The organism is Banduia mediterranea (assembly GCF_031846245.1).
Lineage (GTDB): Bacteria > Pseudomonadota > Gammaproteobacteria > Nevskiales > Nevskiaceae > Banduia > Banduia mediterranea.
Map to the genome: position 1 here is coordinate 44620 of NZ_JAVRIC010000006.1, position 12521 is coordinate 57140.

Annotated in this window: 11 protein-coding genes; 9 read left to right on the forward strand and 2 right to left on the reverse strand. The window is 65.1% G+C overall.

Translation table 11 applies throughout. The features are described from left to right. Positions 1-289: 289 nt before the first annotated feature. The 4 genes from RM530_RS05950 (at position 290) to RM530_RS05965 (ending at position 3079) form a co-directional block, all read left to right on the forward strand. Entirely contained in the window at positions 290-784 is a 495-nt protein-coding gene (locus RM530_RS05950; protein WP_311364301.1) for a hypothetical protein, read from the forward strand. Positions 785-795: 11 nt separating this feature from the next. Then, positions 796-1176 (forward strand): phage holin family protein, encoded by a 381-nt coding sequence (locus tag RM530_RS05955; RefSeq protein WP_311364302.1) that lies wholly within the window; start codon positions 796-798, stop codon positions 1174-1176. Positions 1177-1178: 2 nt separating this feature from the next. Next, on the forward strand, positions 1179-2090 hold the full coding sequence (locus tag RM530_RS05960; RefSeq protein ID WP_311364303.1) for a DUF3618 domain-containing protein: 912 nt from the start codon (positions 1179-1181) through the stop codon (positions 2088-2090). A 116-nt stretch (positions 2091-2206) separates the two neighbouring features. Next, positions 2207-3079, forward strand: coding sequence for a YihY/virulence factor BrkB family protein (locus RM530_RS05965; protein ID WP_311364304.1), 873 nt, complete (start codon positions 2207-2209; stop codon positions 3077-3079). Here RM530_RS05965 and RM530_RS05970 read toward each other — a convergent pair. Beyond that, positions 3055-4020, reverse strand: a complete 966-nt coding sequence (locus RM530_RS05970) for a TIGR00341 family protein (RefSeq protein ID WP_311364305.1) — start codon at positions 4018-4020, stop codon at positions 3055-3057. The genes RM530_RS05965 and RM530_RS05970 overlap by 25 nt on opposite strands. Beyond that, entirely contained in the window at positions 4017-4169 is a 153-nt protein-coding gene (locus RM530_RS05975) for an oxidoreductase-like domain-containing protein (RefSeq protein ID WP_311364306.1), read from the reverse strand. The genes RM530_RS05970 and RM530_RS05975 overlap by 4 nt, the downstream gene beginning before the upstream one ends. Before the next feature lie 253 nt (positions 4170-4422). On the opposite strand from RM530_RS05975, the gene RM530_RS05980 reads away from it, so the two are divergent. From RM530_RS05980 to RM530_RS06000, 5 genes are all read left to right on the forward strand, one after another. Next, positions 4423-6477 (forward strand): hybrid sensor histidine kinase/response regulator, encoded by a 2055-nt coding sequence (locus RM530_RS05980; protein ID WP_311364307.1) that lies wholly within the window; start codon positions 4423-4425, stop codon positions 6475-6477. 60 nt (positions 6478-6537) lie between these two features. Then, positions 6538-7443, forward strand: a complete 906-nt coding sequence (locus tag RM530_RS05985; RefSeq protein WP_311364308.1) for a DMT family transporter — start codon at positions 6538-6540, stop codon at positions 7441-7443. 41 nt (positions 7444-7484) lie between these two features. Next, the gene (locus tag RM530_RS05990) at positions 7485-9437 is read left to right on the forward strand and encodes an aconitate hydratase (RefSeq protein WP_311364309.1); all 1953 of its coding nucleotides are present in this window, start codon (positions 7485-7487) and stop codon (positions 9435-9437) included. A 754-nt stretch (positions 9438-10191) separates the two neighbouring features. Further along, the gene (locus tag RM530_RS05995) at positions 10192-12240 is read left to right on the forward strand and encodes a TonB-dependent receptor family protein (protein ID WP_311364310.1); all 2049 of its coding nucleotides are present in this window, start codon (positions 10192-10194) and stop codon (positions 12238-12240) included. A 24-nt stretch (positions 12241-12264) separates the two neighbouring features. Beyond that, the gene (locus RM530_RS06000; protein WP_311364311.1) at positions 12265-12519 is read left to right on the forward strand and encodes a DUF2164 domain-containing protein; all 255 of its coding nucleotides are present in this window, start codon (positions 12265-12267) and stop codon (positions 12517-12519) included. Positions 12520-12521: the final 2 nt, after the last annotated feature.

Below are 12521 nucleotides of genomic sequence, written 5' to 3' on the forward strand. Positions count from 1 at the left end.
GCCCATCAAGCCTGATCACTTTCGGTGCGCATCATCGATTTCCTTGTGCTTGAGTGGAGCGGATGCGGCGATCTCTCGGATCCTGTCCGATGGTACCGGCTGCGGCCGCCGGGATCCGAGCAAAAACGGTCATTCAGGCCGCGTTCGCCACTGATTCGATAGGGTGCTTTCCAAGCATTCGCACTTGGACATCAACAGTGTCAGGCGAAGCACCGCATTGGCGATACGCCACTGTCGGAACAGGAGGACGCAATTGATGACTGTCACCTCCCTGCATGAGGAGAGCCCGATGAGCACTGCAACCGAGTTCGGAATGAGCCCCGAAGACGCCCCCGACAGCAGGCCACCCCATGCCAGCAATGGCGCTGCGACCGATTCCGGCGCGCCGGGCGGCGACGCGCAAGGAGCCAGCAACGACAGCGGCGGTTCACCGTGGCGGGGCCTGGCGCGGGATCTGTTGAAGCTGACTCAGGAACAGGTTCTGACCTTCGCCCGCGAGCAGAGCGTGCGTGGGTCCGAACGGCTCGATAGCGTTGCCGGGCTGGTACAGCGCTCCGGTGAGGATATCGGCAGTTCCGTTCCGGCGGTGGCCGACTACAGTCAGCAAGCGGCGCAGCGTATCGAGCATCTCGCCGCCGAACTGCGTCGCCGTGAGCCGATGGAACTCTACGCGGAGCTCAATCAAGCGGTCCGGCGGTATCCGACGGCGAGCTTGATCGGAGCGGCCACCATCGGATTCCTGGCTGCACGGTTTCTCAAGAGCGGAACCGGCGCGCGCGTCTGAGCCCTAGAGTGATGCGTGAGCCCCGTCCCATCGTTGATCTGCTGTCGGACCTGATCGTCCAGGCGAGTCTGCTGTTTCGCCAGGAACTCGATCTGGCCCGATCGGAAACCAGCGACCGGATCGCCGCGATCGGCGGCGCCCTGGCGATCATTCTGGCCGGCGTGGTGCTCTGCGGTATCGCCGTGCTGCTGCTGCTCGACACCGCAATCCTGCTGCTGACCATGGCGGGCATTCCGGAGCCCTGGAGTTCGCTGCTGGTCGCCGCTGTGTCCTTGGTATTTGGCGTCCTGATTCTGTTGAAGGGTCTGCGCGAAGTCCGTGCGATCCGTATCACCCCGAAACGCACCATCGAACAACTGCGCCGCGATGTCGCGGTCGTCAAGGAGAGATGAGCATGAACAAACAAACCCCTTACAACACGGCCAATTCATCGGATACCGCCCAGATCGAACGCCGGATCGAGGATACGCGTGAGAAGCTGTCCGACACGCTGCACGAATTGAAGGACAAGGCCTCGCCCAGGCAGCTCGCGGACCGCGCGGTCCGCTTCGCCAAGGATTCCGGTGCGCCCGAAATGGCACGCGGCGTGGGACGCACGGTCCGGGATCACCCGGTGCCGTTTCTGCTGGTCGGTGCCGGTCTGGGCTGGCTGGTCGCCAGTCGACTGCGCAGCCGCAGCGACACCACCGAGGATGCCGCGGGGCGTCTGGCGCAGGATTCGAACGCCACCTATCCGGACGTTCGTCTGGACGCCTGCAGCAACGGCGCCGCTGCGCCCGGGATCGACGACAAGGATGTCGACGAACGGCTCTACGAGGCCGGCGAGCAAGCCGGTGAGAAGCTCAGCGAAACCCTGGTCCAGGCGCGGGAGAAACTCGGGGAGGCCCGTGATTCGACCGCTCGTGTCGCCAGCGGCATCGCCGACCGCAGTGGAGAATGGGCCGGTGCCGCGCGTCGCGGGGCACAGCGTGGCTGGTCCTACGCCACTGACGAACAGCCATTGATATTGCTTGGTGTCGGCCTGGCGGCCGGAACCGCGCTGGGCTTGGCCCTGCCGCGCTCGCGCAGTGAGGAGCGGCTGCTGGGTTCGCACAGCGCCGCCTTGCAATCGCGCGCGCGCGATGCTGCCCAGAGTCAGTACGAACGTGCCAAGTCCGCCGCGCGGGACACCTACGACACGGTGATGGACGATCTGGACCGGCGCGGTCTCAGCGCCGAGGGTCTGCGCGGCGCCGCGGGTGCCGCCGCCGAGCAGGCGAGGACCGCGCTGGGGGGCGAGGCGAGCGGCGGTTACAAGCCTCATTGAGTACGGCCCTGCCGTCGCGTAAAGGTCGAAGTGACGATGCCGCGTTTTCTCAGGTGGACGCGGCATTGTCTTGATCGGCGCAAAGTGAATCGTCCATTTGCCGCAAGCGGATATCGATGAACGGGCGTGAGCTGTTCGGCCTGATCAAGGCTGCCGCGATCGGCTGGTCGCAGGACCGTGCCTCCAGCATGGGTGCGGCCATCGCGTTCTACACGGTGCTGTCGCTGGCGCCACTGCTGCTGATCGTGATCAGCGTGGCCGGTCTGTTCTTTGGTGAGGAGGCGGCCCGCGGCGCGCTGATCGACCAGCTTACGGAGCTGGTGGGCGAAAACGGCGGTGCCGCGATCCAGGCCGCGCTCAGTAGTGCGCACGATCCCGGGCGCGGCCTGATTTCGGTGCTGATCGGCGTGGCGACTCTGATGATCGGTGCCACCACGGTGTTCATGGAGTTGCAGGCCAATCTCGACCGTATCTGGAAGGTGCCGATGATTGGTGGCGTCACTGGCTATGTGCGGCGGCGCATGCTGTCCTTCGGTGTGATTCTGGGCGTGGGATTCCTGCTGACGGTGTCGCTGGTGATGACTGCAGTCATCACCGCGATCGGCACATTCTGGCAGGATCGCATCGGCGGCTGGCAGGCGCCGATCCAGTTGCTCAACTTCGCTGTTTCCTTCGGTATCGTGACCCTGCTGTTCGGCATGATCTACAAACTGCTGCCCAGCGTGAACAACGCATGGGGCGACGTCTGGACCGGCGCGGCCGTGACGTCGCTGCTGTTCTCGATCGGCAAGTATCTGATCGGCCTGTATATCGGCAGCGCCGCCGTGTCCTCGTCCTATGGCGCGGCCGGGGCTTTCGTGGTGCTGATCGTGTGGGTCTACTACTCGGCGCAGATCTTCCTGTTCGGCGCCGAATTCACCTACCGGTACGCCTGTCTACGTGGATCGCTGCGTCACGACCCGATTCACGCCGGCAATGCGTCGCGCTGAACGATGATCACGCCGAGCACCAGCAGCGTGAACAGCCAGACCAGCAGATAGATCCACATCGCGCGTTTCGCCTTTTCCTTGCCCCACCAGTCGCGCGGACGAATGCCCTTGAGCAGGAACACCAGTTTGCACGCCAGGTTGATGCTGACGATATTGACCGCGAGCAACAGCCCGGCGCCGGTGGCGAGCCGGATTTCGCCGTGACCGAGCATCAGGCCCAGCGCGGCAGCCGGCGGCAACAGCGCCACGGCGACCATTACGCCCACCAGCACGCTGGGCAGGCCGGTGGTCAGCGACAGCGCCGCCGCAGCACCGGAAGCCAGGGCCAGGGCCAGCGACTCCATGCCGACGTCGGTGCGTGACAGCAACTCGTGCGCATCCGCCGTGAATGGCCACAGCAGACCCAGCAGCAATGACAGGGCCACCGCCAGCGCCACGCCCGCCAGGGTGGTCAGCACCGCCTTGCGCATCAGTTCGAGGTCACCGAGCGCGGTGCCCAGACCGAGCGCCAGGTTCGGACCCAGCAGCGGGGCGATGACCATGGCGCCGATGACCACGGCGGCGCTGTCCTCGACCAGACCGATTGCCGCCACGATCGTCGACAGCAGTACCAGCAGCAGATAGTTGCCGTCGAGGCGCGCATTGCGCTCCACCATGTTATAGAGCGCTTCACGCGCCATCGTGGCGGAATCCTCGTCCGGCTGCGGAATCGTGAGATCGACGGGAATCACCAGCACGCGCGCGCTAGGCTGTGCGCCGAGGATCGACTGCAGCGCGTCGAGCACTGCCTGCACCTTGTCGTCGCGGGTGAGAATGCGCATCGCGCGCATGTCGTCTTCACCAATCGGTCCGGTACGGAAATCGTAAGCCTTGTATTTGTCCGCGATCGCTTGCACGGTCGGCAGGCTGCGTTGGCTGGCGACCACTTCGATCAGCTTCATGCGGCGGGTTCCGGTCGATTGCCGTGCAAGCGCTGCCATTCGGATAGCCGACGCAGATACAGCGTCAGCTCGCAGTCGGCACAACCGCCGCCGCAGCAGTCGTAGTCCACCGGCGGTTGCGGTTGCGGCGGCAGCGTTTCCTTGTTCATTGGGTGCAGGCGTGGCGGTTCAGGTAAAGGCTGGAACGCGGGCGAGCGCGCGGAGGCGACACCTGTCGTGCGCCAGCGTACGACGAAGTGTCATTGTGCACTGGCGCGGGCAGCCGTGCTTTTTTGTCGACGCGGGCCGTGACTTTCGCTAACGTCAGCCGACAGGCATGGAATGTCGCATGCCTTGAGGCCGAAGCACAGTACAGGATGCGGTTGCAGAAGCAGCCACGGGGGCGGAAACGTGAGTCGCAGCGTGGATAGCTCGGGCCAGCTGTCGGACCGGACCGGGGATGTGGCGCCGTCGCCCACGTCGCCCGCCGACGTGCGCGGAGATGCACCCTATGTCAGCGCCATCGCCCATCGCCTGATCGCGGGCCATCGCGACCCTATCAAGGTGCTCGACCTTCAGGGACGGCTGGTGCTGATCAACCAATCAGCCTGCCGCGCGCTCGGCGTGGATCAGGCCTCGGCGCTGCTGGGCCAGGACTGGACCCACTTGTGGGCGCCGAAGGAGCGTGAATGCGCCGCCTCCGCCTTGGAGCGCGCCCGTCGCGGCGAAACCGCAGGTTTCGAAGCGCTGCGCAGTGTTGGTGAACGGCCGCCGGCGTGGTGGGACGTCACGGTATCGCTGTTGCCGGCCTCGGACGCGCTGCCGGCTCACCTGCTGGTGGTGTCACGCGATATCAGCGAGCAGAAGCGGATTCAGAGCGAGTACCTCAAAAGCGAGGAACGCCTCGGACTGGCTGTGGATGCGGCGGAATTGGGCACGTTCTACTGTCCGATGCCGATGGGACGGATCGTCTGGAACGCCAAGTGCAAGGAACACTTCTGGCTGGCACCGGACGCAGAAGTCGATTTCGACCTGTTCTATGCGCGTCTGCATCCGGATGACCGCGAAGCTGCGCGCGAGGCCGTGAACGCGGCGGTTTACCGAGGCGAGAATTACGACATCGAATACCGGACCGTCGCGCCGGATGGTCGCTTTCGCTGGCTGCGCGCCATCGGCCGCGGCTACCGCGATGACAACGGCGAGCCGACCCGGTTCGATGGTGTCACCATGGACATCTCGCAGCGCAAGCGGGTGGAGCAGGAGCGCGAATACCTGCTCGAATCGGAACGTTCGGCGCGTGCCGAGGCCGAGCGCGCCAGTCGCATGAAGGACGATTTTCTGGCGATGCTGAGCCACGAGCTGCGTACGCCCCTCAACGCCATCACCGGCTGGGCTCAGATTCTGGGGATGGGGGCGGAGGGCGAACTGCGCGAAGGTCTGGAGACCATCGAGCGCAACGCCCGGGCGCAAAACGCCATCATCAACGACATGCTGGACATGAGCCGCGTCATCTCCGGCAAGTTGCAACTGGTGCACGAGCAGCTTGATGTGGCTCGACTGCTGACCGAATGCATCGTAGCCCTGCACCCCTCGGCTCACGACAAGGCACTGCGGATCGAGACCGACTTCGACCAGACCGTGTGCTGGGTTTCCGGAGACGCCACGCGACTCAAGCAGGTTTTCTGGAATCTGGTCAGCAACGCCATCAAGTTCACTCCGCCGGGCGGTCGTGTGCAGGTGAGAACCGTGACCCACAGCGCCACGGCCGAAATCACTGTGGAAGACAGTGGCGACGGCATTCCGCGTTCGGCGCTGCCGTTCATCTTCGATCGCTTCCGTCAGGCCGATGGTTCCACCACGCGCCGTTACGGGGGGCTTGGCCTGGGGCTGTCGATCGCCAAGCAGATCGTCGAACTGCATGGCGGCCGCATCGTCGCCGAGAGTGAGGGCCTGGGTCACGGCGCCTGCTTCCGGGTGGTGCTGCCGCGTGACCTGACTGCCTTCGAATACGAACTGGGATTGGTGGCGCGGCCATCCGAGCCCGCCGAAGCCATCGGCTCCGAGCTCAGCCCGACGACCCTGCTTGAAGGCCTGGACGTGCTGGTCGTGGACGACGAGGCCGACGCGCGCGCAGTCCTGAAACGCATGCTCGAAGACAGTGGCGCGCGGGTACGTCTGGCGGCCTCGGTGGCCGAGGCGCTTTCGCAGTTCGATACCGCACCGCCGCGCGTGCTGCTCAGCGACATCAGCATGCCGGGCGAGGACGGCTATGCCCTGATTCGCCAGATCCGTTCTCGCACGGCCGAGGCCGGCGGCATGGTGCCGGCTATTGCCGTCACCGCCTACGTGCGCGACCTCGACCGCGCCAGGGCGCTGCTCGAAGGCTATCAGGGGCACGTGGCAAAGCCGGTCGAGCGGGTTCGCCTGATCCCGATCGTCGCGGCCATCGCGGGGCGGCCGGTGCGTCACGTCGGCTGAATCATTCCCAAATCCGGCCAGAGTCGGCAAGCTGCGCGCCTGATCGACCGCAGCCGTTACATGAGTCCCCACGCACGCGCACAGTTTCAGATCCACATCTGCGTCGTGCTGTGGGGATTCACCGCGATCCTGGGCAAGCTGATCAGCCTGCCGGCGCTGTCCCTGGTGTGGTGGCGCATGTGGATCGTGGTCGCGGCATTGGCGCTGTGGCCACGGGTCTGGCGCGGGCTGGCGGCGATGCCTGTGCGCCTGATCGCGATTTACGCCGGCATCGGCGCGGTGGTGTCGCTGCACTGGCTGACCTTCTACGCCGCGATCAAGCTTTCCAATGCCTCGGTGGGGGTCACCTGCATCGCGCTGGCGCCGGTGCTCCTGGCCTTGATCGAACCCTGGGTGGCTCGGCGGCGCTTCGATGCGCGCGAGGTTCTGCTCGGAATCGCCGTGGTGCCCGGCGTGGCCCTGCTGGTAGGCGGCGTGACCGCCGACATGCGCCTGGGCGTGCTGGTCGGCGCGCTCTCGGCCCTGCTTGACGCGATGTTCGGCGCACTCAACAAACGCTATGTGATGCAGGCCGATGCCGTGGTCGTCACCGCGATCGAACTGACCGGTGGCGCGCTGTTTCTGACGCTGCTGGCGCCGCTGGCGCCGGGGCCCTCGTTCATCGTTCCGGACGCACGCGACTTCGGTCTTCTGCTGGTGCTCTCACTGGGCTGCACGCTGTTGCCATTCACCTTGTCGCTGGTGGCCCTGCGCCAGCTGTCGGCCTTCGGCGCACAGCTCGCGGTCAACCTGGAACCCTTGTACGCCATCGTGCTGGCGATGCTGCTGTTCGGTGAGCAGCACGAATTGGGGCTGGCGTTCTACGGCGGGCTCGCCATCGTGCTGGGTGCCGTTTTCGCACATCCCCTGATGATCTGGCGGCCGCGCCGACGCCAGGCCTCAGCGAAATTCACGGCGGATTCATAGCCTCGGGTGTCTCATGCAGCGGGCACCCTGGAGAGCCTTCCATGTCCAAGCTCAATCTCGCCCGCAAGCTCATCGAATCCCATCTCGTCGAAGGTGAGACGAATGCCGGCCAAAGCATCGCGATCAGGATCGACCAGACCCTGACGCAGGATGCCACCGGCACACTGGTGATGCAGGAATTCGAGGCGATGAAGGTGGGACGCGTGCGCACCGAGGTTTCGGCGCAGTACGTCGATCACAACCTGCTGCAGGCCGACTTCAAGAATCCGGATGATCATCTGTTTCTGCGCAGTGCCTGCCGGCGCTTCGGCGTGTGGTTCAGTCGCCCCGGCACCGGCGTCAGTCACGCCGTGCACATGGAGCGTTTCGGTCGACCCGGCCGTACGCTGCTGGGTTCGGACAGCCACAGCTGTGCGGCCGGTTCCATGGGCATGCTGGCGATCGGCGCCGGCGGTCTCGAAGTCGCGCTGGCAATGGCCGGCAGGCCGTTCTACCTGAAGATGCCGAAGATCATGGGCGTGAGGCTCAGTGGCCGCTTGCCGGACTGGGTTAGCGCCAAGGACGTGATTCTGGAGATGCTGCGCCGCCACGATGTGGACGGCGGCATTGGCCGCATCATCGAGTACCACGGACCGGGTCTGGCCCATCTCGGCGCGATGGACCGCCATGTGATCGCCAACATGGGCGCCGAACTCGGGGCGACCGCCACGGTGTTTCCGGCGGACGAGGCGGTACGACGGTTTCTGGCGAGCCAGGGTCGCGAAGATCAGTTCGAGGCCTTGGCGGCGGACGAGAATGCCGACTACGACGAGCACGACGAGATCGACCTGTCCACGCTCGAACCGCTGATCGCCTTGCCGAGCAGCCCCGGCAAGGTGGTGCCGGTGGCGGAGGTGGCCGGCCGCGAGGTCTACCAGTGCTACATCGGTTCGTCCGCGAATCCGGGACTGCGCGATCTCGCCGTGGCGGCGATGATCGTGGACGGCCGCTCGGTCCACGACCGCGTCTCGTTCGATATCAATCCGGCGAGCCGGCAGATTCTCGAAAATCTGTCCGAAATGGGTCTGCTCAACACCCTGATTCACGCGGGTGCGCGCCTGCACCAGACCGGCTGCAACGGTTGCATCGGCATGGGTCAGGCGCCGGCGTCGGGGCGTATCAGCCTGCGTACCGTGCCGCGCAATTTTCCGGGCCGGTCCGGTACCGAGGAAGACCAGGTCTACCTGTGCAGTCCCGAAACGGCGGCGGCGTCGGCGCTGAGCGGAACAATCACCGACCCGCGGACGCTGGACAGGCCATATCCCAAAGTCTTTGAACCGGAACGCCTGTGCCTGAGCACGCTGGGCGTGATCGAACCGGAGGATCAGGATGCCGGTTCCGACCTTGAAATGGGCCCGAACATCGTGCCGCTGCCGGACGCCGAAGCCCTGCCGGATGCCCTGCGGGGTCCGGCGCTGCTCAAGCTTGGTGATGACGTGTCGACCGACGAAATCATGCCGGCGGGATCCCGCGTGCTGCCGTTTCGCAGCAACATCCCGGCGATCAGCCGGTTCGTCTTCGCCGCCGTGGACGGCAGTTTCCCGAAACGCGCCGAGGAAGCGCGGGATCGCGGTGCGGCCTCGTTCCTGATTGGTGGCGACAACTACGGTCAGGGTTCGAGTCGCGAACATGCGGCCCTGGCGCCGCGCTATCTTGGTGTGCGCGCCGTGCTGGCCAAGGGTTTCGCACGCATTCACTGGCAGAACCTCTGCAACTTCGGAATCCTGCCACTGCAATTCGCAGACCCGCAGGACTACGACACGCTGCAGCAGGGCGACGAGCTTCACCTAGAGGGCGTGCGCGAGGCACTCGAAAGCGGTGAGACCCGTCTGACACTGCACAACCACACGCGTGACCAGGACTATGCGCTCGAACACGCTCTCAGCGAGCGGCAGATCGCAATGATCCTGTGCGGTGGTCTGCTCAATCTGATGCGCGAGGAACTGGCGGCCTGAACGGTAGCCGGCGTCCCGCCTGCCGTTCAGCGGCCGGCCGGCAAGCCCCGTCTAAGCCTGGTTTCAAGCTTAACGGCCATGCCGCAGGCGATTCATTGTGCAGGGTGCTGCTTGCGGCATGGCCGTTAGTCGGAGGCGCGAACTATCCCGGCGACCATGGGCCGCCCTACCAATCGGGCTTTCCCGTAGGGCGGGCCATGCTCGCGGGATGCATCAGATCGGGCTCGCCACCCTGAACTTGAGCTTGCGCGCGGCGGCGATCAGTCGCCGGTCCAGGGTGTACAGACGCTCGGCGCCCTGATTGTGGGCAACCGCCAGATGCAAGGCCTCACCGGCTCGAAGACCGAGCGTGATCGCCGAGCTGGCTCGATGCTGTTCGGTAATCCGCGCAAGCCCTCGCGGATCACGCGATGCGCGTCGTGCTCGATGTTGTCGCCATGGGCGACGAGCACACGCTCGAAAGCCAGCGCGAGGATGCGCTGCATCGACGCGCGCCTTGCGGCGGTTGAGGTCGGTCATGCGCAGCAGCGGATGCCAGCCGGCACCGCCGTAGATGCCGCCGAGCTTGAGATACCAGCGCGCGATCGTGGTGCGAGAGGTTGCTGATGCCCTACGCCGCGCGGTAAATCACGCCGCCAGTCGCGGCAACGCTCCCAAAGCGCGAATGGACATCGGTCGAGGTATCCGCTGTAATGCCGCGCGATCTTGATGCGTGTCGAGGGCATGACACGTTTCGGTGCGTCCTGGGAGATTCATGGAAATCAGAAAATCGCGGCGGGCGCTCGCTGAGCGTTCGGCATTGCTGGTGGTGCTTTCGGTCTCGTCGGCCTACGCGCAGACCGCTTCCCCACCGCTCGAACTGGCGCCAGTGGAGGTCCACGCCCAGCGCGTCGACAGTGACTGGCTGGATGCAGGCACCGCGATCACCTCGGTCGGTGCCGCGGACCTGACGGCGGATCGCGCCTTGAGCCTGGCCGAATCGCTGCAGCGCGTGCCCGGCGTGTTCGCACAGAACCAGTACAACTTCTCGCAGGGCCTGCGCCTTTCGATTCGCGGCTTCGGCGCGCGCGCCAGCTTCGGTGTGCGCGGTATCCGCGTGCTGGTCGACGGTGTACCGCTGACCCTGCCGGATGGACAGACCGAACTCGATGGTTTCGATCTGTCGCTGGTCGATCGCGTGGAAGTCATCCGCGGTCCGGCGTCCACGCTGTATGGCAATGCTGCCGGCGGTGTGCTGGCGCTGACGACGCGCGAACCGCCGCCCGATTTTGGGGCCAGTCTCGACCTGTCCGGCGGTGAACTCGGCTATCGCAGCCAGCGTGCCAGCGCCGGCGGCACGGCCGGCAACTGGAGCGGACTGGGCGCCTACAGTCGCTTGCGCAGCGATGGCCCGCGTGCGCAGGGGCGCGGCGAATCCGATGCCTTCAGCGGCAAGCTGAGCTATCAGGGAGCGGCGGGAAGCTTGCGTCTCAATCTCAACGCGATCGACAACGAAAGCCTCGATCCCGGTGGGCTCAATGCCGGTGAAGTCCAGGCCGATCGCAGTCAGGCCGCACCCAATAACCTGCTCTACGACGCCGGCGAGACGATCCGGCAGCAGCGGGTGTCGGCCGCCTGGGATGCGCCGCTGTCGGAACAGGACAGCTATCGGCTCTGGCTGTACGCCGGCCAGCGGGAATTCGCCAATCGCCTGCCGTTCAGCAGCGGTGGCCAAAGCGCGTTCGACCGTGATTTCGGTGGTGCCGGCGCGCAATACATGCGGCGTAGCCAATGGTTCGGCCTGGCGCAGCAATGGAGTGTGGGGCTGGACCTGGAAGCGCAGCGCGACGACCGGCATCGCTATGACAACGGCGAGGGCGGTCTGCGCGGTGCCGAGACCCTGCATCAGCGCGAGAAGGCCGACGGCGCCGGTTTGTTTGGCGAAGGCGAGGTCGAGCTGGGCGGCGGATTCAGCGTCAGTGCCGGTGTCCGTTACGACCGACTCAAGCTGGCGGTCGACGACCGTTTCGAGTCGGACGGCGATGATGGCGGTAGCCGCACGCTGCACGAATGGAGCCTGGCGGGCGGACTCGAGTACGCGATTGCCAGCCAGCACCGTCTCTATCTGCGTCTCAGCGATTCCTTCGAATCACCGACGATCAATGAACTGGCCAACCCGGACGGCGGTGGCTTCAATCGCGATCTCCAAGCCGCGCATGCGCTCAATCGCGAACTCGGGTTCAAGGGCCGCGGCGGCGCATTCCGTTACGAGCTGGCGCTGTACAACATCGAACTCGACGACGAACTGCTGTCCTACGAAATCGAGGGCCAGTCCGGACGTACCTATTACCGCAACGCCGGTCGTTCGAGTCGCGATGGCGTCGAGGCCTCGCTGGACTGGCGTCTGTCGAGCGCCTGGCAGCTCAGTCTTGCCTATACCTGGTCGCGCAACCGCTTCGACGAATACACGCTGGACGGTGTCGACTACGCCGGCAACACCGTGCCCGGCCTGCCGCGTCATCAGGGCTTCGCCGAATTGGCCTGGGCGCACGGAATCTGGAGTGCGCGTGTCAACGTGGTCGCCTACGATCATTACGAGGCGGACGATGCCAATACCCAGCGCGCAAACGGCGTGGCGCTGAGCAATCTGCGTGTCGCCGCTAGCCTGCCGCTGAGCGATCTGCGCATCGAGCCCTACGCCGGTGTCGACAATCTGTTCGATCGCGAGTACTACGACAATCTGCGCATCAACGCCAGCTTCGGCCGCTACTACGAGCCGGGACCGGGACGCACGGTCTATGCAGGCATCAAACTGATTTACTGAGCGGCAGGCGGGCGGTCATTGCCGATGAGCGAAATCAAGTTCTCCAAGGAAGAAAAGGCCTTGATCGTGGCGCGGATTCAAGGCTATTTCGAGGAGGAAATGCAGCAGTCGATCGGCGGCTTCGATGCCGAATTCCTGCTGGATTTCTTTACCTCCGAAATCGGTTCGTACTTCTACAATCGCGGCCTCTACGACGCCCAGGCACTGTTGTCAGCAAGGCTGGAAGAGATCGGCGAGTCCATCTTCCAGCTTGAAAAGCGGACCCAATTCCTGCGTTAGCC

What these genes read in the sequence shown, in the direction of transcription:
- RM530_RS05950 (WP_311364301.1), top strand. Translation starts at nt 290, where the DNA reads ATGAGCACTGCAACCGAGTTCGGAATGAGCCCCGAAGACGCCCCCGAC.
- RM530_RS05955 (WP_311364302.1), top strand. Translation starts at nt 796, where the DNA reads ATGCGTGAGCCCCGTCCCATCGTTGATCTGCTGTCGGACCTGATCGTC.
- RM530_RS05960 (WP_311364303.1), top strand. Translation starts at nt 1,179, where the DNA reads ATGAACAAACAAACCCCTTACAACACGGCCAATTCATCGGATACCGCC.
- RM530_RS05965 (WP_311364304.1), top strand. Translation starts at nt 2,207, where the DNA reads ATGAACGGGCGTGAGCTGTTCGGCCTGATCAAGGCTGCCGCGATCGGC.
- RM530_RS05970 (WP_311364305.1), bottom strand. Translation starts at nt 4,020, where the DNA reads ATGAAGCTGATCGAAGTGGTCGCCAGCCAACGCAGCCTGCCGACCGTG.
- RM530_RS05975 (WP_311364306.1), bottom strand. Translation starts at nt 4,169, where the DNA reads ATGAACAAGGAAACGCTGCCGCCGCAACCGCAACCGCCGGTGGACTAC.
- RM530_RS05985 (WP_311364308.1), top strand. Translation starts at nt 6,538, where the DNA reads ATGAGTCCCCACGCACGCGCACAGTTTCAGATCCACATCTGCGTCGTG.
- RM530_RS05990 (WP_311364309.1), top strand. Translation starts at nt 7,485, where the DNA reads ATGTCCAAGCTCAATCTCGCCCGCAAGCTCATCGAATCCCATCTCGTC.
- RM530_RS05995 (WP_311364310.1), top strand. Translation starts at nt 10,192, where the DNA reads ATGGAAATCAGAAAATCGCGGCGGGCGCTCGCTGAGCGTTCGGCATTG.
- RM530_RS06000 (WP_311364311.1), top strand. Translation starts at nt 12,265, where the DNA reads ATGAGCGAAATCAAGTTCTCCAAGGAAGAAAAGGCCTTGATCGTGGCG.